The following is a 25,783-nucleotide window of genomic DNA, read 5'->3' on the forward strand; positions in this document are numbered from 1 at the left end:
GACATCGTTTAGAACGGCAGGAAAAATCTTATGGGCTTTAGATCATCATTCACAGGCAACAATATAGGTACTACGTTAAGAGCAGGAGTTGTGATGAATGAATGATCAACTGACCGCAATATATACGGAACTTCTTCTGACGAAAGAAGAATTACAGTCGAGATTATTTGAGTATTCTTGCTTTCAGGTTTCAACAAGCCCGCAAGCAGCAATCAATCATAAACAAAAAGCAACTCTGATCTATCACATTAAAGAAGAGCTTCAAGATGTACTCCTCGCATTGTCCAAAATCGAAAACGGCACTTTCGGATACTGTGAAGAAACCGGGGCTCCCATTCCTCTTTCAAAGCTTGCTGTGCTGCCGACTGCCCGCACAGCAAACGATTTTCTTTACTCTGTCCAATTTGAAAAAAAATCGCTTCCGCTGTGGAAATCAACGGATATCGAATATGGTCAGGCACTGTATGAATAACAGTGTCTGGCCGGTTAAAATGCCTGATATTTCTTTACTCCAGTGCTTTTTATTGATAAAATGCATAATGGATTAAAGTAACCGTAAACTGGAGGAACGTTTGTGCTGTATTATGTGATCGCACTACTTATTATTGCAGCCGATCAATTGACAAAATGGCTTGTCGTTAAGAACATGGAGCTTGGACAAAGCATTCCGATCATTGATCAGGTATTCTATATCACCTCCCATCGCAATACGGGTGCTGCATGGGGGATATTAGCCGGTCAGATGTGGTTTTTCTACCTCATTACAACCGCGGTTATTATTGGCATTGTTTATTACATACAGCGTTATACAAAAGGACAAAGGCTTCTTGGCGTGGCCCTCGGACTTATGCTTGGCGGTGCCATCGGCAACTTCATTGATCGCGCTGTCAGACAGGAAGTTGTGGATTTTATCCATGTCATTATTGTGAATTACAATTACCCGATTTTTAACATCGCAGACTCTTCATTATGTGTCGGCGTAATGCTTTTATTTATACAAATGCTGTTGGACAGCGGGAAAAAGAAAAAGGAGCAATACCATGAATCAAATTGATATAACCGCTTCAGAAGAACAAAAAAGTGAGCGGATTGATAAATTTCTGGCATCGGCTGAGAATGATTGGTCGAGAACACAGGTGCAGCAATGGGTGAAAGACGGACAAGTTGTCGTGAACGGAAACCCTGTAAAATCGAATTATAAAATTCAGCCGGGGGATCAGGTGACCGTCACTGTGCCTGAGCCGGAAGCGCTCGACGTGCTGGCAGAACCTATGGATCTGGATATTTACTATGAAGATCAGGATGTGCTGGTCGTCAATAAACCTCGCGGAATGGTTGTGCACCCAGCTCCCGGGCATCTTACGGGTACGCTTGTAAACGGCCTTATGGCTCATTGTACGGATCTTTCCGGAATAAATGGCGTGATGCGTCCGGGGATCGTCCACAGAATCGATAAGGACACGTCCGGCTTATTAATGGTGGCGAAGAATGATATGGCGCACGAGTCACTTGTAAACCAATTGGTCAACAAAACGGTCACGCGGAAATATACGGCAGTTGTCCATGGGCTTATTTCTCACGATGACGGAACAATTGACGCTCCAATTGGACGGGACAAGAAAGACCGTCAAAGTATGACTGTGACGCGTGATGGCAAAAATGCCGTCACTCATTTTCATGTGCTTGAGCGTTTTCAGGATTTTACGTTGGTGGAATGCCAGCTTGAAACAGGAAGAACACATCAAATTCGTGTTCATATGAAATATATTGGATTTCCATTAGCCGGCGATCCAAAATACGGTCCGAGAAAAACGATCGATTTTAACGGACAGGCCCTTCACGCCGGAATTTTAGGTTTTGATCATCCTCGCACTGGCGAATATGTTGAATTTGAAGCGCCGCTTCCGGAGGATATGGCAGAATTAATCGAAAACCTTAGAAATAACGGTTGACAGACTGTTTCTTTTCTGAAATAATAAACGAAGCTGAATAGATTCTTTAAAACAGTCCAGAGAGGCTGAGAAGGATAACGGATAGACGGGATGCGTGTATATGCGCGCACCTTGTCCTAAAACCCCTCTATGCTCTGGCAGGAGGGGTTTTTTCTTCTATATGAACTGTGAGGTGTCACACATTGAATCAAAAAGCTGTCATTCTCGACGAACAGGCAATCAGACGGGCGCTGACCAGGATTGCTCACGAAATGATCGAACGCAATAAAGGAATGAATAACTGCATCCTTGTCGGCATCAAGACAAGAGGGATTTACTTGGCAAAACGCCTTGCGGAACGAATCGAACAGATTGAAGGGAATCCTGTAACAGTCGGTGAAATTGATATTACTCTTTACAGAGACGATCTTTCCAAAAAAACGAGCAACGAAGAACCGCTTGTGAAAGGCGCAGATATTCCAGTAGACATCACAGATCAAAAAGTGATCCTCGTAGATGATGTTCTGTACACCGGAAGAACGGTCAGAGCAGGTATGGATGCGCTTGTTGATGTAGGCAGACCTTCCTCCATTCAGCTGGCTGTACTAGTTGACAGAGGACACCGGGAGCTGCCGATCCGAGCGGATTACATCGGGAAAAACATCCCGACATCAAAGGCTGAAAAGGTTATGGTTCAGCTTGATGAGGTAGATCAAAACGATCTCGTCGCCATTTATGAAAATGAAGAATAGATCACCTTTTTAAAGGCAATCCAGAGAGGTTGCAAAGAGGTGCACAACAAAGTCCCGAAAGTATTCGGCAGGTCTTTGTATGCCTCTTTGCGTAAAAATAGCAAAGAGGTTTTTTTTATACAGTCATTGAGTCATCCTAAAATGAAAGTTAACAATCAGGGGGAAAATCATCATGAGTAAGAAAAAAGTAAATTTAGGAGTCAGGGATGTCCCGACACCTTTCTCTTGGGTTTCATTCAGCCTGCAGCATTTGTTTGCCATGTTTGGCTCAACGATTTTGGTACCGAAGCTGGTCGGAATGAGTCCTGCTGTGGCACTGGTGACAAGCGGCATCGGGACACTTGCATACCTTCTTATTACGAAAGGGCAAATTCCGGCGTATCTCGGTTCATCCTTCGCCTTTATTTCTCCGATCATACTGGTAAAAGCGACCGGCGGGCCGGGAGCGGCAATGGTCGGGGCGTTTCTTGCAGGGCTAGTATACGGGCTGATTGCCTTATTGATCAGGCAGCTTGGAACCGGTTGGCTGATGAAGATTCTCCCGCCTGTAGTCGTAGGCCCTGTTATTATCGTCATCGGGCTGGGGCTGGCAAGTACTGCAGTAAACATGGCGATGTACGTTGATCCGAACGCGAGTGAATTGGTCTACAGCTTAAAGCACTTCAGTGTCGCAGGAGTTACGCTGGCGATCACGATTATTTGCGCGATTTTCTTACGAGGATTTTTAAGCCTGATTCCGGTTCTGATCGGAATCATCGGCGGATACCTGTTTGCCCTTACTCAAGGGATTGTCAACTTCCAGCCGGTGCTTGACGCGAAATGGTTTGCGGTGCCTGAATTTATCATCCCGTTTAAAGACTATTCACCGTCAGTAACACTCGGCATCGCAGCAGCAATGGTTCCCGTCGCGTTTGTGACTATGTCGGAGCATATCGGCCACCAAATGGTGCTGAGCAAAGTTGTTGGACAAGATTTCATTAAAAAGCCGGGGCTGCATCGCTCCATTATGGGTGACAGCGTGGCGACAATTCTTGCTTCCCTGATCGGCGGTCCGCCGACAACGACTTACGGGGAAAACATTGGCGTGCTGGCCATCACAAGAGTGTTCAGCGTCTTTGTCATCGGCGGCGCAGCGGTGATTGCCCTTTGCTTCGGTTTTATCGGTAAAATCTCAGCACTGATCAGTTCAGTGCCGTCAGCGGTCATGGGAGGCGTCTCCTTTCTGCTGTTCGGAATTATCGCTTCGAGCGGTCTGAGAATGCTGATTGACAACAAAATTGATTATGAAAACAACAGAAACCTTATTATTACCTCAGTTATCCTTGTGATCGGTGTAGGAGGCGCTTTTATCCAAGTGTCTCAAGGAGGATTCCAAGTGTCAGGAATGGCGCTTGCCGCAATTGTCGGTGTCATCTTAAACCTGATTCTTCCGCAGGCGAAGGAAGAGCAGGCTGACACATCTGAACAACATCATATCTAAAACCTTTTAATGAAAGTCCAGAGAGGCTTGGAAGGGTTATAAAGAGAAGGAAGCTTTCAATGCTGCCCTCTATTTAACCATACCCCGAGTCTATCTAAGACCGGGGTTTTTTCAGCCTTAAAGTTGAAACGAGAGGGGAAAGAACATGAAGCATTTAACGACGATGAGTGAACTTAGCACTGAGGAAATCAAAGATTTGCTTCAAACAGCACAAGACCTCAAAAGCGGAAAAACAGACAATTGGCTTACGGGAAAATTTGCAGCGAACCTGTTTTTTGAACCGAGCACGAGAACCCGGTTCAGCTTTGAGGTCGCAGAAAAAAAGCTGGGCATGAATGTGCTGAACCTTGATGGAACAAGCACAAGCGTGCAAAAAGGCGAAACCTTATATGACACTATCCGAACGCTCGAATCAATTGGTGTGGACGTGTGCGTCATCAGGCACAGCGAGGATGAGTACTATAAAGAGCTTGTCAGCCAGATAAACATCCCGATTTTGAATGCGGGAGACGGATGCGGTCAGCATCCGACACAATCACTGCTTGATTTAATGACGATTAATGAAGAGTTCCATACGTTCAAAGGGCTTACCGTCTCCATTCACGGCGATATCAAGCACAGCAGAGTGGCTAGATCTAATGCGGAAGTGTTGACAAGATTGGGTGCCCGTGTCCTGTTTTCAGGTCCTTTGGAATGGCAGGATGAAGAAAATTCATTCGGCACGTATGTCTCAATGGATGAAGCAGTTGAGTTTTCCGATGTCGTCATGCTGCTTCGCATTCAAAATGAAAGACATCAGTCCGTTGTCAGCCAGGACGGCTATTTAAACAAATACGGCTTGACCGTAGAACGGGCTGAGCGTATGAAGCAGCATGCGATCATTATGCATCCAGCTCCGGTAAACAGAGGAGTGGAGATTGATGACAGCTTAGTAGAATGCGGAAAATCAAGAATCTTCAAGCAAATGCAAAATGGCGTATTTATCAGAATGGCAGTGATACAGCGTGCCTTACAAACCAAAGTGAAAAGAGGAGAAGCAGCGTATGTCATATCTCATTAAAAACGGCTGGATACTTAACGAAAATGGTGAAAAAACAGAAACGGATATTCGAGTGACGGGAGAAATCATCTCCGAAATCGGTCAGCTTGATGCAACGGATGAAGAAACGGTAATTGATGCAAAAGGATTGCTCGTTTCACCAGGGTTTGTTGATCTCCACGTACACTTCAGAGAGCCGGGCGGAGAGAAAAAAGAAACCATTGAAACCGGTGCAAAAGCAGCGGCGCGCGGCGGCTATACAACAGTAGCAGCAATGCCGAATACGCGGCCGGTTCCTGATACGAAGGAGCAGATGGAATGGGTGCAAAACCGTATTAAAGAAACATCATGCGTCAGAGTTCTTCCATATGCATCCATTACGATCAGACAAATCGGTGATGAGATGACAAACTTTGAAGCTTTAAAAGAAGCCGGAGCATTTGCTTTTACAGATGACGGCGTCGGTATACAGACAGCAGGAATGATGTATGAAGCAATGAAACGGGCAGCTGCGATCGACAAAGCGATTGTCGCACATTGCGAAGACAACTCCTTAATTTACGGAGGCAGCGTTCATGAGGGGACATTCTCCAAAGCGAACGGGCTCAACGGCATTCCTTCTGTGTGTGAATCAGTTCATATTGCCCGCGATGTATTGCTGGCTGAGGCTGCAAACTGCCATTACCATGTATGCCATATCAGTACGAAAGAATCTGTCAGGGTCGTACGTGATGCGAAAAAAGCAGGAATCAGAGTGACAGCAGAAGTGTCACCACACCATTTGCTGCTTTGTGATGAGGACATTCCGGGACTTGACACAAATTATAAAATGAATCCTCCTCTCCGCAGTGCAGAAGACAGAGCGGCTTTAATCGAAGGTCTTTTAGACGGAACGATTGATTTTATCGCAACAGACCATGCGCCGCATACAGAAGAAGAGAAAAATACAGAAATGAAGCTGGCGCCATTTGGAATTGTCGGCTTAGAAACAGCGTTCCCGCTCCTATACACACACTTTGTCAAAAATGGCAGCTGGTCGCTGAAACAGCTGATTGATTACATGACAATCAAACCATGCGAAGCGTTCGGTCTCCCATACGGAACATTACAAACGGGGCGAGTTGCTGACATTACGTTAATCGATTTGGAAAAAGAAGCAGTTATAGACAAAGAGACATTTTTATCAAAGGGAAAAAACACACCATTTAACGGCATAAGCTGCACCGGCTGGCCGGTCGCTACAATTGCGGCAGGGAAGCTTGCTTATGAGGAAGGGAGACTTGTCAAATGAAGAGACGATTAGTATTGGAAAACGGAGCGGTATTCGAGGGAGAAGCCTTCGGAAGCTTAGAACACAGCATGGGAGAAGTCGTTTTTAACACTGGGATGACAGGCTATCAGGAAATTTTATCTGATCCTTCTTACTGCGGGCAGATCGTAACATTAACGTACCCGCTCATCGGAAATTACGGCATCAACCGTGATGATTTTGAATCAATTACCCCTTTTGTGAAAGGGCTGATCATCAAAGAATTGTGTGAACTGCCTTCCAACTGGCGTTCAGCATACACATTAGATGAGTATTTAAAAATGAAAAACATTCCGGGACTGCAGGGAATTGATACAAGAAAGCTGACAAGAATGATCCGCACGGCAGGCGCACTAAAAGGAACATTCGCTTCACCTGATGAAGATATCGAAGCAGTGCTGAAAAGACTGAACGAAACTGAACTGCCGAGAAATCAAGTATCCCAAGTATCGGCCAAAACCGCATATCCGAGCCCTGGAAGAGGCAAACGCATTGTCTTGGTTGACTTCGGCATGAAGCACGGCATTCTTAGAGAGCTGAACAAACGAAAATGTGACGTCATCGTTGTGCCTTACAACATTACAGCGGAAGAAGTGCTCCAGCTGAAACCGGACGGCATCATGCTTTCTAATGGACCTGGAGATCCGAAAGATGTGCCTGAAGCGATTGAAATGATTAAAGGTGTTCTCGGAAAAGTGCCATTATTCGGAATATGTCTCGGCCACCAGTTATTCGGGCTGGCGTGCGGAGCGAATACTGAAAAAATGAAATTCGGCCACAGGGGTTCAAACCACCCGGTAAAAGAGCTGGCTACCGGAAAAGTCGCCTTAACATCTCAAAACCATGGCTATACAGTCTCATCCATCAGCGAAACAGAACTGGAAGTGACGCATATCGCAATTAACGACGATACGATTGAAGGGCTGAAGCATAAAACACTGCCGGCATTTACGGTTCAATATCATCCTGAAGCCTCACCTGGTCCTGAGGATGCCAACCATCTATTTGACAGATTCATCGAAATGATCGAAACAACAGAGAAAGAAGGGGAAGCGGTATGCCAAAACGCGTAGACATTAACAAAATTTTAGTAATCGGATCTGGACCGATTATCATCGGCCAAGCAGCAGAATTTGACTATGCGGGAACACAAGCCTGCCTTGCTTTGAAAGAAGAAGGCTATGAGGTCATCCTTGTCAACTCAAACCCTGCCACGATCATGACAGATACAGAAATGGCTGACCGGGTTTACATCGAACCACTCACTCCTGAATTCCTGACGCGAATCATCAGAAAAGAGCGCCCGGATGCCATTCTTCCTACTCTCGGAGGCCAAACCGGTTTGAATCTTGCGGTTGAGCTTTCTGAAAGAGGCGTGCTGGAAGAGTGCGGCGTCGAAGTGCTTGGCACGAAGCTGTCTGCGATTCAGCAGGCTGAAGACCGCGACTTGTTCAGAACACTTATGAATGATCTGAATGAACCGGTGCCAGAAAGTGAGATTATCCACTCTCTGGAAGAAGCAGAAAACTTCGTCAGCCAAATTGGTTTCCCTGTTATTGTCCGCCCGGCATATACATTAGGCGGAACAGGCGGAGGCATCTGCTCGAATGAAACAGAGCTGAAAGAAATTGTTGAGAACGGCTTAAAATTAAGCCCGGTGCATCAATGTCTGCTTGAAAAAAGCATCGCCGGCTATAAAGAAATCGAGTATGAAGTCATGAGAGACAGCCAGGACCACGCCATTGTCGTTTGTAATATGGAGAACATTGATCCAGTCGGAATCCACACTGGAGACAGTATTGTTGTCGCGCCAAGCCAAACGCTCAGCGACCGCGAATATCAGCTCTTGCGGAATGTATCGTTAAAACTGATCCGCGCGCTTGGAATCGAAGGCGGATGTAACGTACAGCTCGCTTTAGATCCAGACAGCTTCCAATACTACATTATTGAAGTAAACCCGCGGGTCAGCCGTTCATCTGCCCTTGCATCAAAAGCAACGGGATATCCGATTGCAAAGCTTGCTGCTAAAATCGCTGTCGGCCTTTCATTAGATGAAATGATGAACCCGGTGACAGGAAAAACATATGCAGCATTTGAACCGGCTCTTGACTACGTCGTATCAAAAATTCCGCGCTGGCCGTTTGATAAGTTTGAATCAGCAAACAGAAAGCTCGGCACGCAAATGAAAGCGACAGGAGAGGTCATGGCGATCGGCCGCACGCTTGAAGAGTCATTGCTGAAGGCTGTGCGTTCACTGGAAGCGGATGTGTATCATCTTGAATTGAAAGACGCTGCTGACATTTCCGATGAGCTTCTTGAAAAACGAATTAAAAAAGCCGGTGATGAACGCTTATTCTACTTAGCTGAAGCGTACAGAAGAGGCTACACGGTAGAAGACCTCCATGAATTTTCCACGATCGATGTCTTCTTCCTGCATAAGCTGTTCGGAATCGTACAGTTTGAAAAAGAACTGAAGGCGAATGCGGGTGATACTGACGTACTGAGACGGGCAAAAGAACTCGGATTCTCTGATAAGTACATCAGCCGTGAGTGGGAAATGAAAGAATCGGAGCTTTACAGCTTAAGAAAACAAGCGGGAATTGCGCCGGTATTCAAAATGGTGGATACGTGCGCGGCGGAATTTGAATCAGAAACGCCATACTTCTACAGCACATACGAAGAGGAAAATGAATCTGTCGTTACAGATACGAAAAGTGTGATGGTTCTTGGTTCGGGGCCGATTCGAATCGGTCAGGGTGTTGAATTCGACTACGCGACTGTTCACTCTGTATGGGCAATTAAACAAGCAGGCTATGAAGCCATTATTGTCAATAACAACCCGGAAACCGTTTCAACAGATTTTAGTATCTCAGACAAGCTGTACTTTGAGCCGCTTACGATTGAAGATGTCATGCACATCATTGACCTCGAACAGCCGGTGGGCGTTGTCGTACAGTTCGGCGGACAAACTGCCATTAACCTTGCTGACGAGCTTTCTGCACGCGGAGTGAAAATCCTTGGGACTTCGTTAGAAGATTTAGACCGTGCGGAAGATCGGGATAAATTCGAACAAGCGCTTGGTGAACTCGGTGTTCCGCAGCCGCTTGGCAAAACAGCGACATCAGTTGATCAGGCGGTAAGCATCGCGAGTGATATCGGATATCCGGTACTGGTGCGCCCTTCCTATGTGCTTGGCGGCCGTGCGATGGAGATTGTTTATCATGAAGAAGAACTGCTTCATTACATGAAAAACGCAGTCAAAATCAATCCGCAGCACCCTGTATTAATTGATAGATATTTAACTGGGAAAGAAATTGAAGTGGATGCAGTATCTGATGGTGAAACAGTCGTCATTCCGGGAATTATGGAACACATTGAACGTGCGGGCGTTCACTCCGGAGACTCAATCGCTGTTTATCCGCCTCAGTCACTCACAGAGGACATTAAGAAAAAAATTGAACAATACACGATCGCACTTGCTAAAGGGCTGAACATTGTCGGTTTGCTCAATATTCAGTTCGTCTTATCACAAGGCGAAGTGTACGTGCTCGAAGTAAATCCGAGATCAAGCAGAACCGTACCGTTCTTAAGCAAAATCACGGGTATCCCAATGGCGAACATTGCTACAAAAGTCATTCTCGGCCAAAAGCTGGCTGCGTTTGGCTATACAGAGGGCCTTCAGCCTGAACAGCAAGGTGTATTTGTAAAAGCGCCGGTCTTCTCCTTCGCTAAGCTGAGAAGAGTGGACATTACGTTAGGGCCTGAAATGAAATCAACAGGTGAGGTCATGGGGAAAGATTCCACCCTTGAAAAAGCGCTCTATAAAGCTCTGATTGCTTCAGGCATTCAAATCCCTAACTACGGATCCGTGCTTTTAACAGTGGCTGATAAGGATAAAGAAGAAGGGCTTGCCATCGCTAAGAGGTTCCATGCGATCGGCTACAACATTTTAGCGACTGAAGGAACGGCAGGTTACTTGAAAGAAGCTTCAATTCCAGCGAAAGTCGTCGGGAAAATCGGCCAAGACGGCCCGAACTTGCTTGACGTGATCAGAAACGGAGAAGCGCAGTTTGTCATCAATACGCTGACAAAAGGAAAGCAGCCGGCAAGAGACGGATTTAGAATCAGACGTGAATCAGTAGAAAACGGTGTTGCCTGCTTAACATCTTTAGATACGGCAGAAGCGATATTGCGAGTGCTGGAAAGCATGACATTCCGTGCTGATCAAATGCCGGCAGTCAACACAAATCAGGAGGCGGCAGTCACTATATGAAAAAAGCGTATTTGACAGTATGTTCTAACCAGCAAATTGCAGACCGGGTGTATCAAATGGTTCTGAAAGGGGAGCTTGTCCAAGGGTTTACAACCCCGGGACAGTTCCTTCATCTGAAAGTGAGCGAAGCGGTTACGCCTCTTTTGAGAAGACCAATCAGCATCGCCGACGTCAACTTTGAAAAAAATGAAGTCACCATCATTTATCGAGTAGATGGGGAAGGAACAAGACTCTTGTCACTGAAGCAGCAGGGAGAACTTGTGGATGTCCTCGGGCCTTTGGGAAATGGCTTTCCTGTCAATGAAGTCCAACCCGGAAAGACGGCTTTGCTGGTAGGAGGCGGTGTAGGTGTTCCGCCTCTCCAAGAGCTGTCGAAACGCTTGAACGAAAAAGGGGTAAAGGTCATACACGTGCTAGGGTTCCAATCGGCAAAGGATGTTTTTTACGAAGAAGAATGCCGGCAGTACGGAGACACGTATGTGGCAACAGCTGACGGAACCTATGGGGAAACCGGGTTTGTTACAAATGTGATTAAACAGAAAAATCTAGAGTTTGACATTCTCCTCAGCTGCGGGCCGACACCGATGCTGAAGGCATTAAAACAGGAATATGCCCATAAAGAAGTTTACCTGTCCATGGAGGAACGAATGGGCTGCGGAATCGGCGCCTGCTTCGCGTGTGTGTGCCATACAAACGAAAGTGAGACATCCTACGTAAAAGTATGTCTCGACGGACCTGTATTTAAAGCTCAGGAGGTGGCGCTGTAATGCTAGAGGTGAAATTGCCGGGACTTGATTTGAAAAATCCGATCATTCCTGCATCAGGCTGCTTCGGTTTTGGAAAAGAGTTTGCGCGTCTTTATGATTTATCTTGTCTCGGAGCAATTATGATCAAAGCTACGACAAAGGAGCCTCGCTTCGGGAACCCGACGCCTAGGGTAGCTGAGACTGGCGCCGGAATGCTCAATGCGATCGGTCTCCAAAATCCGGGGCTGGAAAGCGTTTTGCAAAATGAGCTGCCGTGGCTTGAGCAGTTTGATACGCCGATCATTGCAAATGTCGCAGGTTCTCAAGTCGAGGATTATGTTGAAGTTGCAGAGCATATCAGCAAAGCGCCTAATGTTCATGCACTTGAATTGAACATTTCCTGTCCGAATGTGAAAACAGGCGGAATCGCTTTTGGCACGAACCCTGAAATGGCTGCTGATTTGACGAAGGCGGTTAAAGAGGTTTCAGAAGTACCCGTTTATGTAAAGCTTTCCCCGAACGTGGCAAATATCACGGAAATTGCATCTGCGATCGAAGAGGCGGGAGCGGACGGTCTTACGATGATTAACACATTAATCGGCATGAGGCTTGATTTAAAATCAAGCAAGCCGATATTAGCGAATAAAACAGGGGGGCTTTCCGGCCCTGCCGTGAAGCCGGTTGCCATTCGCATGGTGTATGAAGTCAGCCAAGCGGTCAATATCCCGATTATCGGAATGGGAGGCGTGCAGACGGCCGAAGATGCATTGGAGTTTCTTCTCGCGGGAGCAAGCGCGGTCGCTGTCGGAACAGCAAACTTTGTGAATCCTTTTGCATGCCCGGACATGATTGAACAGCTTCCATCTGTTTTGCGTCAATACGGCTATCAATCAATTGAAGAATGCATCGGAAGGAGCTGGAACCATGAAAAACAACCTGCCCATCATCGCGCTTGATTTTGCATCAGCTGAAGAAACACTTGCGTTCTTAGCGCCTTTTCAACAAGAACCGTTATTTGTAAAGGTTGGAATGGAACTTTTTTATCAAGAAGGGCCTTCTATAGTTAAACAATTAAAAGAAAGAAATTGCGAGCTGTTTTTAGATTTAAAGCTTCATGACATCCCGACCACTGTAAACAAAGCGATGAAGCGCCTTGCCGGTCTCGGGGTGGACCTCGTCAATGTTCATGCGGCCGGAGGCAAAAAAATGATGCAAGCAGCTCTGGAAGGCTTAGAAGAAGGAACGCTTTCCGGAAAAAAACGCCCGTCACTTATCGCGGTAACCCAGCTGACAAGTACATCTGAACAAATGATGAAGAATGAACTGCTGATCGAAAAGCCTCTGATCGACACGGTCGTGCACTACAGCAAGCTGGCAGAAGAAAGCGGGCTTGATGGAGTGGTCTGCTCTGTTCATGAAGCACAAGCCATTTACCAAGCGGTGTCGCCTTCATTTCTGACTGTCACTCCGGGGATCAGGATGTCAGAGGACGCTGCGAATGACCAAATCCGCGTAGCGACACCTGCAATTGCAAAAGAGAAAGGTTCATCAGCGATTGTGGTAGGACGCTCGATTACCAAAGCGAAAGACCCAGTAAAAGCCTATGAAGCTGTCAGACTCGAATGGGAGGGAATCAAATCATGAAACAAATCATCGCAAAACATCTATTAGACATCCAAGCTGTATTTTTACGCCCGAACGAGCCATTTACATGGGCAAGCGGCATTTTATCGCCAATCTACTGTGACAACCGCCTTACGCTATCTTTCCCGGAGGTCAGAAATGATGTCGCCTCAGGTATCAGCAAGCTTGTCGAAGAGCATTTTCCTGAAGCTGAAATGATTGCGGGAACAGCTACAGCCGGTATTCCTCATGCTGCTCTGGCGGCTGACCGTTTGAATCTTCCGATGTGTTATGTGAGAAGCAAGCCGAAAGCGCACGGAAAAGGCAATCAGATTGAGGGAGCTGTTCAAAAGGGGCAAAAAACTGTCGTTATTGAAGACTTAATCTCCACAGGAGGAAGCGTACTTGAAGCTGCGGCAGCTTTACAAGCGGCTGGCTGTGAAGTGCTCGGTGTCGTCTCCATTTTTACGTACGGGCTCCCTAAAGCGCAGGAAGCCTTCGCAAAGGCAGAACTTCCATACTACTCTTTAACTGATTACGATACGCTCACAGAGGTCGCGCTCGAAAACGGAAATATTCATTCGGACGATCTAGAAAAGCTGAAAACGTGGAAACGAAATCCCGAGTCAAAAGATTGGTTTAAAAAATAAGAAATAAATTTCGGTGATGTATAGAGGCTTCAAAGCCTTGTTGTACTTGGAAACAGGCCACTCGGCCTGTTTTTTTATTAATCCTATAAAAAAAGTCGGGTTGACTTATGTTAGAATTGTGCTAAAATTTACTACAAATCTAAAAACTTATCAAGAGCGGCTGAGGGACTGGACCTATGAAGCCCGGCAACCTGCATAGTTTGTAAGGTGCTACTTCCAGCAAAATGAATTCCATTTTGAAAGATAAGGGCTACATGCTGTTCCTGTCTTTCTTTCCGCCGGATTGAAAGTTTTTTATTTTAAGAGGAAAAAAGGCTGTTTGTGATAACAGCAGCCGCGCATCACATTACAATTGGGAAAAGACAACCGGCAGAAAGCTACTGTTTGTTTGTCTCCGAAAGGAGGAAAGAAGAAATGTTAACGTACGATAATTGGGAAGAACCAACGATTACATTTCCGGAAGACGACCCTTATAAAGGAGCGCTTTCAGTTTTAAAGTGGGCATACGGCCATTACGGCAATCAGCTTGTTTATGCCTGCAGTTTCGGAATTGAGGGAATCGTTCTGATTGACTTAATTTATAAAGTAAAAAAAGACGCAGAGATTGTGTTTCTTGATACAGGACTTCATTTTAAAGAAACCTATGAAACGATTGAACGAGTGAAAGAGCGTTATCCGGGTCTTAATATCATCCTGAAAAAACCAGACCTTACCCTTGAGGAGCAAGCCGAAGAACATGGTGACAAACTGTGGGAAAGAGAGCCGAATCAGTGCTGCTATCTTAGAAAGGTTGTTCCTTTAAGAGAGGCGCTTTCAGGACATCCAGCCTGGCTTTCCGGTCTGCGCCGCGATCAAGGGCCAAGCCGTGCCAATACGAATTTCTTAAACAAAGATGAAAAATTCAAATCAGTAAAAGTATGCCCGCTTATCCATTGGACTTGGAAAGACATTTGGAGATACACATCCCGGAATGAGCTGGACTACAATCCGCTTCATGATCAAGGATATCCTAGTATTGGCTGCGCGCCTTGCACGGCTCCTGCTTTTACCGCAGAGGATTTACGTTCAGGCAGATGGAATGGTATGGCGAAAACAGAATGCGGACTGCATGAATAAGGAGCTGCAAAATGGAACTAGCCGCTATTTTATTTAGCTTGTTTTTCGCGATGAATATTGGTGCAAGCGGCGCTGCAGCTTCGATGGGAGTTGCTTACGGCTCTGGAGCCATTAAAAAGAAAACCTACGCTTTGATCCTATGCGCAGTCGGTGTGCTGGCCGGGGCGGTCATTGGCGGGGGCGAGGTTGTAAAAACCATCAGCTCCGGGATTATCCCCGAGCAGACGATTACACTGACGATTGTTTGCATCATTATTGGAGCCGCTGCGCTGTCGCTCTTTACGGCTAATCTTCTCGGCATTCCTTTGTCGACAAGTGAAGTAACAGTCGGCGCAGTTGTCGGCGTGGGAGTGGCTTACAAAGTATTGTTTGTGAACAACCTGCTGGTCATTGTGTCGTTTTGGGTTTTTGTCCCGCTGTTCGCTTTCGGTTTCACATATTTTGTATCTAAGCTGTTTCGTTATTTTAAGATTGAAATTAAATCTTCTAAAAAGCAAAAAATCCTTGGCATTGTTTTGTTAGGTGCCGGATTTTTTGAAGCATTCTCTGCCGGTATGAACAATGTGGCGAATGCCGTTGGCCCGTTAGTGGCGGCCGGTGTGCTGGATGTAACGAAAGGAACCTTATACGGGGGAGCTTTTGTTGCTCTTGGCGCGTTGTTATTAGGCCGGCGGGTGTTAGAAACAAACGGGAAGAAAATTACGAGATTCTCAAAAGGAGAAGGCATTCTCTTATCCGGTACAGGAGCCGGACTGGTGATCATCAGTTCTGTATTTGGGATGCCGGTGCCCTTGGCGCAAGTCACGTCATCGTCTATTATCGGAATAGGCATGGCAAAAAACGGTCCGAACGTGTTCCATAAACAAGTTGTTCAAACGATGCTGAAGGTATGGATTGTATCGCCGTTTTTATCTTTATCAATTTCTTATCTGCTTGTATCCTTGTTTTTAAAAGCGGATTATTATTCAATCTTTATCATGGTAAGTGTGCTTTTAGCGGCGGGCGGTGCCGTCAGCCTGACGAAGGCCATACGTAAAGAGAGACGCTCTGTCCACGAACAAGGCGGGGGAATCTGATCATTAATCTGAGTTATTTTATATGTTAACTAGGAGGAAATCGATATTATGAGCTTAGCACCACACGGAGGAACATTAGTAAACAGAGTAGATGAATCATATGATGTGAGCAGCATTCAAAAAGAAATTGAACTTGATTTGATTTCTTTCGCAGATTTGGAATTAATCGGAATCGGTGCATACAGCCCGATCGAAGGCTTCTTTAATGAAAAAGATTACGTATCTGTTGTCGAAAGCATGCGTCTTTCTTCCGGCGTTGTCTGGTCCCTTCCAATCACGCTTCCGGTTGATGCGCAAAAAGCAGCGGAACTGTCAGTCGGTGAAACGGTAAAGTTAACGTATGAAGGAGAAACATACGGCGTTATCCAAATCGAAGACCTATACGTGCCTGACAAACAAAAAGAAGCTGTCAATGTGTATAAAACGGATGAGCAGGAGCACCCGGGTGTTAAAAAGCTTTTCAGCCGCGGCAATACATACGTCGGCGGACCAATCACATTGACTAAAAAAGCTTCAAAACAGTTCCCTGAGTTTACGTTTGAACCGGCGGAAACAAGACGCCAGTTTGCGGAAAAAGGCTGGGAAACCATTGTTGGTTTCCAAACAAGAAATCCTGTTCACAGAGCGCATGAATACATTCAAAAAACGGCTCTTGAAACAGTAGACGGCTTGTTCTTAAACCCGCTGGTAGGTGAAACAAAATCTGATGACATCCCAGCTGATGTGCGGATGGAAAGCTACCAAGTGCTTCTTGACAATTATTACCCGAAAGACCGCGTGTTCCTCGGCGTCTTCTTAGCGGCGATGCGTTATGCGGGACCGAGAGAAGCCATTTTCCACGCACTTGTCAGAAAGAACTACGGCTGCACGCATTTTATTGTCGGCCGCGATCACGCAGGTGTAGGTGACTATTACGGAACATACGAGGCACAGGAGCTGTTTGACACATTTAAACCTGAAGAGCTCGGGATTACACCGCTGAAATTCGAGCACAGCTTCTTCTGTGAAAAATGCGGAAATATGGGAACGGCGAAAACGTGCCCTCACGGCAGAGAACATCACGTCATCTTATCAGGCACTAAGGTAAGAGGCATGCTGAGAGACGGTGTGCTGCCTCCTGCAGAATTCAGCCGCGCAGAAGTCGTAGAAGTGTTAATCAAAGGTATGAAGAAAAAAGAAGAAGCAGGCGTATCTTAAGGAGGACTGGCAGTGACAAATCGCGATATCGTATGGCATGAAGCCTCTATTACAAAAGAAGAGTATCAGAAAAAAAACAAGCACAAAAGCTCCATTCTCTGGCTGACAGGGTTAAGCGGTTCAGGCAAATCAACCATTGCCAATGCAGCTGCGAGAGAATTGTTTGAGCAGGGCTACCAAGTCATTGTGCTGGACGGGGATAATATCCGTCACGGCTTAAATAAGGATCTTGGTTTTTCTGATGAAGACCGAAAAGAAAACATCCGCCGAATCGGAGAGGTGGCAAAGCTTTTTGTTCAGCAGGGCACCATTGTGATTACTGCTTTTATCTCTCCTTTCCGCGAGGACAGAGAACAGGTTCGCCAGCTTGTGGAAGCAGGCGAATTCAATGAGGTATACATTAAATGCGACCTCGATATTTGTGAACAAAGAGATCCGAAAGGGCTCTACAAAAAAGCTAGAAACGGGGAAATTCCGTTCTTTACGGGAATTGATTCTCCTTATGAAGAGCCGGAAGCACCGGAGCTCGTTCTTGATTCAGGACAGCATGACCGTGAAGCGTGCAAAAATCAGCTGATCGAGTTTGTCAAACAAAAATTGAGCTAAATGTGATCTGCTGTGTTCTTCTCAGATGCCGGAATGCAAGCGAGAACAACATCACAGCGAATGTTCTGGAAGAACTCGAATAGATCGGGGGAAATACGATGGGGAAAGTATATATTGTAGGAGCGGGTCCCGGAGACCCTGATCTGCTCACAATTAAAGCGCTGAAAGCCATTGAAAAAGCTGATGTCATCTTATATGACAGATTAGTAAATAAAGAGATTTTACAATATGCCAAAGAGCAAGCAGACCTGATCTACTGCGGGAAGCTTCCAGATTTTCATACGATGAAGCAGGAAACCATCAATCGATTTCTTGTGAAGTATGCGCAAAAAGGGAAAACCGTTGTCAGACTGAAGGGCGGAGACCCATTTGTGTTCGGCAGAGGAGGGGAAGAAGCGGAATGCCTCTCTGAAAACGGAATTCCGTTTGAAATCATCCCCGGCATTACATCAGGAATTGCGGCAGCCGCTTATGCCGGGATTCCTGTTACTCATCGGGATGCGGGCTCTAACGTCGCTTTTGTAACGGGGCATTATAAAAAAGACGAAGATTTTGAGGAAAAGTGGAAAGCGCTGGCTACAGGAATTGATACACTTGTCATCTATATGGGTATCAAAAACGTGCAGCAGATTGAAAGAAAACTTCTTGAAAACGGCCGGGACGGTTCTACGCCGGCAGCCTTTATTCACTGGGGAACAACGGACAAGCAAAAATCTGTTTTTTGTACAGTTGACACCCTTTCAGAAACGGTGATAAAAGAAGACATTAAAAATCCGAGTTTAATTGTCATTGGAAATGTTGTAAATTATCACTATAAGCTGGAATGGTTTGAATCTGAGCTGAAAAAACAAGATTTAAGCGAGGCGTTGTAAAAATGAAGCAAGCAATTTTATATGTCGGTCACGGCAGTCGGATAAAAAAGGCGCAGCAAGAAGCCGCAGCCTTTTTGGAAGGATGCAAGGCGCACGTCTCTGCGCCTGTACAGGAAATCAGCTTTTTAGAGCTTCAGGAGCCGACAATTGAGACAGGGTTTGAAGCATGTGTGAAGAAAGGCGCCACTCATATCGCAGTGGTGCCTCTGCTTCTTTTAACAGCTGCACATGCAAAACATGATATTCCCGAAGAAATTGCGCGTGCTGCATCCCGATATCCTTCGGTCCGCGTTTCATACGGAAAGCCGATCGGGATTGACGAAGAAGTAGTCAAAGCTGTATATCATCGAATGAAAGACATAAGTGTTCCGTATGAAAATGCCAGAGTTGTGCTCATCGGGAGGGGGAGTTCAGATCCCGATGTAAAAAGAGACGTAACCGGTATTGCCAATCTCCTTCAAAATATGATTCCGGTGAAGGAAGTCATCCCGTGCTTTTTGACAGCATGCGGCCCGAATTACAGAGAGGTTTTTTCAGAACTTAAAAAAGATGACGGCGTGACAACCTTTGTCGTTCCATATTTGCTTTTTACCGGCATGCTGATGAATGAAATCGAACGAGAGGTTCAGACATTAAAGGCTGATAATCCGAATGTCTACCTTTCTTCCTATATCGGTTTCCACCCTCATGTGAAAAACGCATTTTTGAACCGTGTAAGAGAAACTGTCGAAAATCCCGAGGGACAATTTGATTTTGACGGAGGTTCATATGCTCCCGCTGCACATTAGCCTGGAAAAGAAAAAGGTTGTCATTGCGGGCGGCGGCAGCATCGCTCTCAGAAGGCTGAAAACGGTGCTTTCTGAGGGAGCTGATATTACGCTTGTCAGTCCGGATGTTGAACCGGAAATCAAGCAGATGGCAGACAATCGCCGTATCAGATGGATCAGCCGCACGATTGAAAAAGAAGATTATCTCGATGCTTTTTTGATTATTGCCGCGACGGATAATGCGACAGTGAACAAAGAAATTGCTCTAACCGCTTCACCTTTTCAGCTTGTCAATTGTGTCAGTGAAGCTGAGCTTGGCAACGTGTACATACCGAAAATCGTAAAAAGAGGGCATGTCACGGTGTCAGTTTCTACAAACGGAGCCAGTCCAAAGCACACAAAGGAGCTGGCAGAAAAAGTGGATGAGCTGATTGACAGCGATTTTGTCACTGAAGTTGACAGGCTTTATCAGGTAAGAAGAAAGAAATAAGCCAGAGCACACAATGCCCTGGCTTTTTCTTTATGATGCTCAGTTTTTTTTCAGCTTGATGACAGTATCTGCATCAGGTGTGACAAAGACGGTATGCTGGCTGTCATAGGTGACGAAGCCGGGCTTCGCGCCGTTCGGTTTTTTGACATGCCTGATTTTTGTATAATCTACAGGCACTGAACTTGAATCTTTGGCTTTTGAAAAATAAGCTGCAATTGTCGCGGCTTCAATAATTGTTTGCTCATCCGGTTCGCTGCTTCTGATTACAACGTGGGAGCCTGGAATATCCTTCGTGTGAAGCCAAATATCGTCTCTGGCTGCCGCTTTTGTTGTTAAATATTCATTTTGGCGGTTGTTTTTCCCCACTAAAATCGCCAGGCCTGAAGAGGATTCATATGTTTCTAAAACCGGGTTATGCGGTTTTTGTTTTTTCTGTCCTTTTTGCTGCTTAGGGCGTAAATATTTGCCCTCCACAAGCTCCTCCCTGATTTCGCTGATATCTCGAGGAGAAGCGGACGAAAGCTGCTGAATCAGCTGATCAAAGTATTCGATCTCTTCCTGCGCCAGCCTGATTTGCTCCTCGACAACTGCGACCGAATTTTTCGCTTTCTGATACTTCGTGAAGTAGGCCTGAGCGTTTTCAGAAGGCGTTTTGTTCGGGTTTAAAGGAATCGTGATTGTCGGGCTTTCTTCATCGTAATAGTTGATGACCTCAGCCTGTTTATCACCTTTTTTCAGCATATATAAATTAGCAGTTAAAAGCTCCCCGTAAAGCTGAAATTCCTTCGCGTTTTCCGAATACTCCAGTGTTTTCTCTAATTTTTTGATCTTGTTTGCATTTTTCTTCCGTTCATTGACAACAAACCGTTCAAGATCCTGGGCCTGCTGTTTGACCCGGTCTCGTTCAGCTTTTCCGAAGTAAAAACGGTCGAGCAGCTCGCTTAATGAATCAAAACGGCGCGCTTCGCCTTTTAGATGAGTCAGCTCCAGCAGGTAAAAATATTCCTTTCCGTTTACGGTTGTAATGTTGGGAATAAAGCGGTGCTCTTTTACTTCGGCAAAAAGCTCCAGCAATGCTTTTGGCAGTGTGACTTTGTTGGCTAGACCCGCTCTGTGAACCGCTTCTTTGGCAAAGAGCGGAGACACACCTGAAAAGTGTTCGACAATTTGTTTATCCAGCCGTCCTTCTTGAAAACTGAGATGACGTAAAATATCGTCTTCTGTCGCCTCAAGCGGAGAGATTTTGTTCTGGGCTGGCGGAAGCTTATAATCTTGGCCAGGCAGTACTGTACGGTAGCTATTCATTGACGGCGATAAATGCTTAAGCCCGTCGATGATCACATTTTCTACTCCGTCTGTCAAAATGATATTACTGTGGCGTCCCATAATTTCTACATAAAGCTTTCGGACGGTTTCATCGCCAATTTCGTTCCGGCTTTTGATATGAAAAATCATAATGCGGTCTAAGCCCGCTTGTTCAATTTTTTCAATAAATCCGCCTTCGATATGCTTTCTCAGCAGCATGCAAAACATTGGAGGTTCGCTTGGGTTTTCATAAGCTTGCGTCGTGATGTGCACCCGTGAATAGCTCGGGTGTGCCGATAATAATAGTTTTTGGTTTTTTCCATTGGCGCGGATGTGAAAAATCACATCGTGCTTATATGGCTGATGGATTTTCGTAATTCGTCCGCCCGTCATTTTCTCGTTAAGTTCGTGTGTCATTCCGTATGTAAACATGCCATCAAACGACATATGCAATACACCCTCTCATTCTTCCTGCATTCGATAATTATAGCATGAAATGGGACGAGTCAGAATAAGCATGCTTATAGAGTGATATCTCTATAAGAGAGCAGGGGAGTGGACGAGCGGAATGAAGTTTCATGAAATGGGACAAACAGATTTACTAGAGGCAACCAATACGTCCATGAAACAAGGATTAACAGAAAAAGAGGTGAAAAAACGCCTCGATAAGCATGGACCAAACGAGCTGCAAGAAGGAAAAAAAACATCAGCGCTTCTCTTGTTTTTCGCGCAGTTCAAAGATTTTATGGTGCTTGTGCTTTTGGCGGCAACGTTAATCTCAGGATTTCTTGGTGAATACGTAGACGCGGTTGCGATTATTGCGATTGTGTTTGTGAATGGCATACTCGGTTTCTTTCAAGAAAGGCGGGCTGAGCAATCTCTTCAGGCTTTAAAAGAGCTTTCAACACCGCATGTCATGGCGCTCAGGGAAGGAAGCTGGACAAAGATTCCTTCTAAGGAACTTGTGCCGGGCGATATTGTGAAATTTACGAGCGGTGACAGGATTGGAGCAGACGTTCGAATTGTCGAAGCAAGAAGCCTTGAAATAGAAGAATCAGCACTGACTGGGGAATCCATCCCAGTTGTGAAGCATGCCGATAAATTGAAAAAACCGGATGTTTCGCTCGGCGATATTACGAATATGGCATTTATGGGAACGATTGTGACCCGTGGCAGCGGTGTCGGGGTCGTCGTCGGCACCGGAATGAATACGGCAATGGGCAAAATTGCCGACATGCTTGAATCGGCAGGGACACTGTCAACCCCGCTGCAAAGAAGACTGGAGCAGCTCGGGAAGATTTTAATTGTTGTTGCATTGCTTCTGACGGTACTTGTCGTTGCTGTCGGTGTTATCCAGGGTCACGATCTGTACAGCATGTTTTTAGCGGGTGTGTCGTTAGCAGTAGCCGCGATTCCGGAGGGGCTCCCGGCGATTGTAACTGTGGCGCTGTCGCTTGGCGTACAGCGAATGATTAAGCAAAAATCAATCGTAAGAAAGCTCCCTGCGGTTGAAACGCTTGGGTGTGCGTCTATCATTTGTTCGGATAAAACAGGGACAATGACGCAAAACAAAATGACGGTGACACATGTCTGGTCCGGAGGGAAAACATGGAGAGTGACGGGGGCAGGCTATGAACCGAAAGGAAGCTTCACACTGAACGAAAAAGAGGTCAGTGTGAATGAGCATATACCGCTTCAGCAGATGCTCCTGTTCGGAGCGCTTTGTAACAACTCCAATATTGAGAAAAGAGACGGCGAATATGTGCTTGACGGAGATCCAACAGAGGGAGCGCTGCTCACCGCGGCAAGAAAAGGCGGTTTTTCCAAGGAATTTGTTGACTCTCATTACCGGGTGATTGAAGAGTTTCCGTTTGATTCAGCACGGAAAATGATGACTGTCATTGTAGAGGATCAGGACAGAAAGCGGTATATCATTACAAAAGGTGCACCAGATGTACTGATGCAACGCTCTTCCCGTATTTTTTATGACGGCTCAGCAGCTCTTTTCTCAAATGAGAGAAAAGCAGAAACAGAGGCGGTATTAAGACATCTGGCATCCCAGGCGCTCAGAACGATTGCGGTCGCCTACAGGCCGATAAAAGCAGGTGAAACACCGTCTATGGAGCAGGCTGAGAAAGATCTGACGATGCTCGGTCTTTCGGGCATTATTGATCCGCCGCGGCCGGAAGTCAGACAGGCGATTAAAGAATGCCGTGAAGCAGGAATTAAGACCGTTATGATTACAGGCGATCATGTGGAGACAGCTAAAGCGATAGCGAAAGACTTGCGCCTCCTTCCGAAAAACGGCAAAATCATGGACGGCAAGATGCTGAATGAACTTTCTCAAGTAGAACTTTCTAATGTGGTGGAGGATGTGTATGTATTTGCCCGCGTTTCTCCTGAGCATAAACTGAAAATCGTAAAAGCCTATCAGGAAAACGGGCATATTGTGGCGATGACGGGAGACGGCGTCAATGACGCCCCAGCCATTAAACAAGCTGACATCGGAGTCGCTATGGGTATTACAGGGACAGATGTGGCCAAAGAAGCGTCATCCCTTGTTCTCGTGGATGATAATTTTGCAACGATCAAATCTGCGATAAAAGAGGGCAGAAACATCTATGAAAATATCAGAAAGTTTATCAGATATCTGTTGGCTTCTAACGTCGGAGAAATTCTTGTCATGCTGTTTGCGATGCTGCTTGCCCTTCCTTTGCCGCTCGTGCCGATTCAGATTTTGTGGGTCAACTTGGTGACGGACGGATTGCCGGCAATGGCTCTCGGCATGGATCAGCCGGAAGGAGACGTGATGAAACGGAAGCCCCGTCATCCGAAAGAAGGGGTGTTTGCCCGCAAGCTTGGATGGAAGGTCGTCTCCAGAGGTTTTTTGATCGGAGCTGCCACTATTTTAGCGTTTATCATTGTGTATCACCGGAATCCGGAGAATTTGGCTTATGCCCAGACGATCGCGTTTGCCACTTTGGTGCTGGCTCAGCTTATTCACGTTTTTGACTGTCGCAGCGAGACCTCTGTTTTTTCCAGAAATCCGTTTCAAAATCTATACTTACTCGGCGCAGTATTGTCATCAATTTTGCTGATGCTTGTTGTGATCTACTATCCGCCGCTTCAGCCAATTTTCCATACCGTTGCCATCACGCCTGGAGACTGGATGCTCGTCATCGGCATGTCCGCCATCCCTACTTTTTTGCTGGCTGGGTCACTTTTGACAAGAAAAAAATAAATTCATATGATATAATCTTAGGGGTAATAGCATGTCTATTGCCCTTTTATTATGAGAACAGGGAAGAATTGGGTGTTTTAAAATGATACGAAGTATGACAGGCTTCGGCAGTGCAAGCAAAACACAAGATGATCTCTCTGTAAGCGTTGAACTTAAATCTGTGAACTACAGGTTTAAAGAAGTGAACGCTCGTTTGCCAAGGCCTTTGCTATATTTTGAAGATAAGCTGAAACAGACCATTCTGCAGCATATCCAGCGCGGAAGAATTGAGCTTTTCGTATCAGTTGACAGCGATATGCTTGTAGAGAAAAGGCTTGAAATTGATTGGGCGCTGCTTGATGAGTTTGTCGCAGCTGCGGGAAATATGAAAAAGCGGTATCAATTGTCTGCAGAGCCTGATGTAATGGATTTCTTTAAGCTTGACCATGTGGTCCAGATTCATGAAGAACAGACGAAAAATGACAAGCTGGAGGCGTTAATCACCGCTGCTGCAGAGGAAGCGGTAAAAGGTCTCTGTAAAATGCGTGAAAAAGAGGGGCTGCTTTTAGCGAAAGACTGCCTGAAGCATATTGATCAGCTTGAAGAGCTGGTGAAAGAAACTGAATTGCTGGCAGCGGATGTCGTATCTCGTTATCGGGAACGGCTGTACGCTAGAATAAAAGAATGGACTGAAGATGTATTAGACGAGAGCCGGCTTGTAACAGAATGTGCAATTTTTGCAGACCGCTCTGATATTACTGAAGAGATTACCAGGCTGAAGAGCCACTTCGCCCAGTTTCGTGATATATTAGCTGGTGGCGGAGCTGTCGGGCGCAAACTCGACTTTCTCGTTCAGGAGCTGAATCGGGAAGCAAATACAATTGGCTCAAAAGCAAATGATCATCAGATCACAAAGCTTGTCGTCGAAATGAAAAGTTCTATTGAAAAAATAAAAGAACAAGTGCAAAATATAGAATAGTGACTGTGCGTATTGTTTACAGACGGTCTTACTAGGCTAAACTAGAGACGTCTATTTTACAGGGGGAACGTAGAAGATGACGATTAAACTGATTAATATCGGATTTGGCAATATTATCTCCGCTAATCGGATGATTTCGATTGTCAGCCCGGAGTCTGCGCCAATCAAACGGATGATTCAGGATGCAAGAGACCGCGGAATGCTAATTGACGCTACATACGGACGAAGAACCCGTGCAGTTGTCGTCATGGATAGTGATCACATTATCTTATCTGCCGTCCAGCCTGAGACAGTTGCACACAGACTTTCTGTTAAAGAAGAAATTATGGATGAAGGGCAGGGATAATTGCCG

Annotated in this window: 24 protein-coding genes and 1 riboswitch; of the genes, 23 read left to right on the forward strand and 1 reads right to left on the reverse strand. The window is 45.8% G+C overall.

What is annotated here, in order from left to right:
- Positions 1-97: 97 nt before the first annotated feature.
- The 20 genes from ylyA to sirC all read left to right on the forward strand — a co-directional run bounded on the left by ylyA (position 98) and on the right by sirC (position 19,927).
- Positions 98-472, forward strand: a complete 375-nt coding sequence (ylyA, locus tag AC0C66_RS00435; RefSeq protein WP_072183037.1) for a sporulation-related RNA polymerase-binding protein YlyA — start codon at positions 98-100, stop codon at positions 470-472.
- 102 nt (positions 473-574) lie between these two features.
- A complete protein-coding gene (lspA, locus tag AC0C66_RS00440; RefSeq protein ID WP_014113729.1) occupies positions 575-1,054 on the forward strand; it encodes a signal peptidase II in 480 nt (159 codons plus the stop codon).
- Positions 1,041-1,952: an RluA family pseudouridine synthase gene (locus AC0C66_RS00445; RefSeq protein WP_461845548.1), complete on the forward strand. Its 912-nt coding sequence runs from the start codon at positions 1,041-1,043 to the stop codon at positions 1,950-1,952. Before lspA ends, AC0C66_RS00445 begins: the two co-directional genes overlap by 14 nt.
- Positions 1,953-2,134: 182 nt before the next feature.
- Complete coding sequence (gene pyrR, locus AC0C66_RS00450) at positions 2,135-2,683, forward strand: bifunctional pyrimidine operon transcriptional regulator/uracil phosphoribosyltransferase (protein WP_087987121.1); 549 nt, start codon at positions 2,135-2,137, stop codon at positions 2,681-2,683.
- 172 nt (positions 2,684-2,855) lie between these two features.
- The gene (pyrP, locus tag AC0C66_RS00455; RefSeq protein WP_242733316.1) at positions 2,856-4,163 is read left to right on the forward strand and encodes a uracil permease PyrP; all 1,308 of its coding nucleotides are present in this window, start codon (positions 2,856-2,858) and stop codon (positions 4,161-4,163) included.
- A gap of 145 nt (positions 4,164-4,308) precedes the next feature.
- Positions 4,309-5,223 carry an aspartate carbamoyltransferase catalytic subunit gene (locus AC0C66_RS00460; RefSeq protein WP_072183035.1) on the forward strand — a complete coding sequence of 305 codons (915 nt, stop codon included), beginning with the start codon at positions 4,309-4,311 and terminating at the stop codon, positions 5,221-5,223.
- The gene (locus tag AC0C66_RS00465) at positions 5,207-6,493 is read left to right on the forward strand and encodes a dihydroorotase (RefSeq protein WP_461845550.1); all 1,287 of its coding nucleotides are present in this window, start codon (positions 5,207-5,209) and stop codon (positions 6,491-6,493) included. Before AC0C66_RS00460 ends, AC0C66_RS00465 begins: the two co-directional genes overlap by 17 nt.
- A complete protein-coding gene (locus AC0C66_RS00470) occupies positions 6,490-7,584 on the forward strand; it encodes a carbamoyl phosphate synthase small subunit (protein ID WP_072183033.1) in 1,095 nt (364 codons plus the stop codon). The genes AC0C66_RS00465 and AC0C66_RS00470 overlap by 4 nt, the downstream gene beginning before the upstream one ends.
- The gene (gene carB, locus AC0C66_RS00475) at positions 7,569-10,784 is read left to right on the forward strand and encodes a carbamoyl-phosphate synthase (glutamine-hydrolyzing) large subunit (RefSeq protein ID WP_090557772.1); all 3,216 of its coding nucleotides are present in this window, start codon (positions 7,569-7,571) and stop codon (positions 10,782-10,784) included. Before AC0C66_RS00470 ends, carB begins: the two co-directional genes overlap by 16 nt.
- Positions 10,781-11,551, forward strand: coding sequence for a dihydroorotate oxidase B electron transfer subunit (pyrK, locus tag AC0C66_RS00480; RefSeq protein WP_014113735.1), 771 nt, complete (start codon positions 10,781-10,783; stop codon positions 11,549-11,551). Before carB ends, pyrK begins: the two co-directional genes overlap by 4 nt.
- Positions 11,551-12,486, forward strand: coding sequence for a dihydroorotate dehydrogenase (locus tag AC0C66_RS00485; protein ID WP_072183032.1), 936 nt, complete (start codon positions 11,551-11,553; stop codon positions 12,484-12,486). The genes pyrK and AC0C66_RS00485 overlap by 1 nt, the downstream gene beginning before the upstream one ends.
- The gene (pyrF, locus tag AC0C66_RS00490) at positions 12,455-13,174 is read left to right on the forward strand and encodes an orotidine-5'-phosphate decarboxylase (protein WP_061187436.1); all 720 of its coding nucleotides are present in this window, start codon (positions 12,455-12,457) and stop codon (positions 13,172-13,174) included. The genes AC0C66_RS00485 and pyrF overlap by 32 nt, the downstream gene beginning before the upstream one ends.
- On the forward strand, positions 13,171-13,803 hold the full coding sequence (gene pyrE, locus AC0C66_RS00495) for an orotate phosphoribosyltransferase (protein ID WP_061187437.1): 633 nt from the start codon (positions 13,171-13,173) through the stop codon (positions 13,801-13,803). Before pyrF ends, pyrE begins: the two co-directional genes overlap by 4 nt.
- Positions 13,804-13,947: 144 nt before the next feature.
- Positions 13,948-14,053, forward strand: a riboswitch (SAM riboswitch).
- Between the two features lie 164 nt (positions 14,054-14,217).
- On the forward strand, positions 14,218-14,919 hold the full coding sequence (locus tag AC0C66_RS00500) for a phosphoadenylyl-sulfate reductase (protein ID WP_003221498.1): 702 nt from the start codon (positions 14,218-14,220) through the stop codon (positions 14,917-14,919).
- 11 nt (positions 14,920-14,930) lie between these two features.
- On the forward strand, positions 14,931-15,995 hold the full coding sequence (gene cysP, locus AC0C66_RS00505; protein WP_014113739.1) for a sulfate permease: 1,065 nt from the start codon (positions 14,931-14,933) through the stop codon (positions 15,993-15,995).
- A 48-nt stretch (positions 15,996-16,043) separates the two neighbouring features.
- A complete protein-coding gene (gene sat / locus AC0C66_RS00510; protein ID WP_014113740.1) occupies positions 16,044-17,192 on the forward strand; it encodes a sulfate adenylyltransferase in 1,149 nt (382 codons plus the stop codon).
- A 12-nt stretch (positions 17,193-17,204) separates the two neighbouring features.
- Positions 17,205-17,798 carry an adenylyl-sulfate kinase gene (gene cysC, locus AC0C66_RS00515; protein WP_061187438.1) on the forward strand — a complete coding sequence of 198 codons (594 nt, stop codon included), beginning with the start codon at positions 17,205-17,207 and terminating at the stop codon, positions 17,796-17,798.
- A 98-nt stretch (positions 17,799-17,896) separates the two neighbouring features.
- Entirely contained in the window at positions 17,897-18,670 is a 774-nt protein-coding gene (gene cobA, locus AC0C66_RS00520; RefSeq protein ID WP_072183030.1) for a uroporphyrinogen-III C-methyltransferase, read from the forward strand.
- A gap of 2 nt (positions 18,671-18,672) precedes the next feature.
- Positions 18,673-19,458, forward strand: coding sequence for a sirohydrochlorin chelatase (gene sirB / locus AC0C66_RS00525; protein WP_461845551.1), 786 nt, complete (start codon positions 18,673-18,675; stop codon positions 19,456-19,458).
- Entirely contained in the window at positions 19,439-19,927 is a 489-nt protein-coding gene (gene sirC / locus AC0C66_RS00530; RefSeq protein WP_072183028.1) for a precorrin-2 dehydrogenase, read from the forward strand. Before sirB ends, sirC begins: the two co-directional genes overlap by 20 nt.
- A 39-nt stretch (positions 19,928-19,966) precedes the next feature.
- Here sirC and rqcH read toward each other — a convergent pair whose 3' ends face one another.
- Positions 19,967-21,679, reverse strand: a complete 1,713-nt coding sequence (rqcH, locus tag AC0C66_RS00535; RefSeq protein WP_061187442.1) for a tRNA modification protein RqcH — start codon at positions 21,677-21,679, stop codon at positions 19,967-19,969.
- A 121-nt stretch (positions 21,680-21,800) separates the two neighbouring features.
- Between rqcH and AC0C66_RS00540 the strand changes: the two genes are divergently transcribed.
- From AC0C66_RS00540 to remA, 3 genes are all read left to right on the forward strand, one after another.
- Positions 21,801-24,473 (forward strand): calcium-translocating P-type ATPase, SERCA-type, encoded by a 2,673-nt coding sequence (locus AC0C66_RS00540; RefSeq protein WP_461845552.1) that lies wholly within the window; start codon positions 21,801-21,803, stop codon positions 24,471-24,473.
- Between the two features lie 82 nt (positions 24,474-24,555).
- Positions 24,556-25,431 (forward strand): YicC/YloC family endoribonuclease, encoded by an 876-nt coding sequence (locus tag AC0C66_RS00545; protein WP_461845553.1) that lies wholly within the window; start codon positions 24,556-24,558, stop codon positions 25,429-25,431.
- A gap of 76 nt (positions 25,432-25,507) precedes the next feature.
- Positions 25,508-25,777, forward strand: a complete 270-nt coding sequence (remA, locus tag AC0C66_RS00550) for an extracellular matrix/biofilm regulator RemA (RefSeq protein WP_003154355.1) — start codon at positions 25,508-25,510, stop codon at positions 25,775-25,777.
- Positions 25,778-25,783: the final 6 nt, after the last annotated feature.

Source organism: Bacillus sp. VA13, assembly GCF_055710085.1.

Bases quoted from the DNA above. Each gene is read 5' to 3' on its own strand.
- carB (WP_090557772.1), top strand. From the start codon at position 7,569: ATGCCAAAACGCGTAGACATTAACAAAATTTTAGTAATCGGATCTGGA.
- AC0C66_RS00540 (WP_461845552.1), top strand. From the start codon at position 21,801: ATGAAGTTTCATGAAATGGGACAAACAGATTTACTAGAGGCAACCAAT.
- pyrE (WP_061187437.1), top strand. From the start codon at position 13,171: ATGAAACAAATCATCGCAAAACATCTATTAGACATCCAAGCTGTATTT.
- sirB (WP_461845551.1), top strand. From the start codon at position 18,673: ATGAAGCAAGCAATTTTATATGTCGGTCACGGCAGTCGGATAAAAAAG.
- remA (WP_003154355.1), top strand. From the start codon at position 25,508: ATGACGATTAAACTGATTAATATCGGATTTGGCAATATTATCTCCGCT.
- ylyA (WP_072183037.1), top strand. From the start codon at position 98: ATGAATGATCAACTGACCGCAATATATACGGAACTTCTTCTGACGAAA.
- cysP (WP_014113739.1), top strand. From the start codon at position 14,931: ATGGAACTAGCCGCTATTTTATTTAGCTTGTTTTTCGCGATGAATATT.
- AC0C66_RS00500 (WP_003221498.1), top strand. From the start codon at position 14,218: ATGTTAACGTACGATAATTGGGAAGAACCAACGATTACATTTCCGGAA.
- AC0C66_RS00460 (WP_072183035.1), top strand. From the start codon at position 4,309: ATGAAGCATTTAACGACGATGAGTGAACTTAGCACTGAGGAAATCAAA.
- AC0C66_RS00545 (WP_461845553.1), top strand. From the start codon at position 24,556: ATGATACGAAGTATGACAGGCTTCGGCAGTGCAAGCAAAACACAAGAT.
- pyrP (WP_242733316.1), top strand. From the start codon at position 2,856: ATGAGTAAGAAAAAAGTAAATTTAGGAGTCAGGGATGTCCCGACACCT.
- AC0C66_RS00485 (WP_072183032.1), top strand. From the start codon at position 11,551: ATGCTAGAGGTGAAATTGCCGGGACTTGATTTGAAAAATCCGATCATT.
- sirC (WP_072183028.1), top strand. From the start codon at position 19,439: ATGCTCCCGCTGCACATTAGCCTGGAAAAGAAAAAGGTTGTCATTGCG.
- AC0C66_RS00470 (WP_072183033.1), top strand. From the start codon at position 6,490: ATGAAGAGACGATTAGTATTGGAAAACGGAGCGGTATTCGAGGGAGAA.
- sat (WP_014113740.1), top strand. From the start codon at position 16,044: ATGAGCTTAGCACCACACGGAGGAACATTAGTAAACAGAGTAGATGAA.
- pyrK (WP_014113735.1), top strand. From the start codon at position 10,781: ATGAAAAAAGCGTATTTGACAGTATGTTCTAACCAGCAAATTGCAGAC.
- AC0C66_RS00445 (WP_461845548.1), top strand. From the start codon at position 1,041: ATGAATCAAATTGATATAACCGCTTCAGAAGAACAAAAAAGTGAGCGG.
- cobA (WP_072183030.1), top strand. From the start codon at position 17,897: ATGGGGAAAGTATATATTGTAGGAGCGGGTCCCGGAGACCCTGATCTG.
- pyrF (WP_061187436.1), top strand. From the start codon at position 12,455: ATGAAAAACAACCTGCCCATCATCGCGCTTGATTTTGCATCAGCTGAA.
- AC0C66_RS00465 (WP_461845550.1), top strand. From the start codon at position 5,207: ATGTCATATCTCATTAAAAACGGCTGGATACTTAACGAAAATGGTGAA.
- rqcH (WP_061187442.1), bottom strand. From the start codon at position 21,679: ATGTCGTTTGATGGCATGTTTACATACGGAATGACACACGAACTTAAC.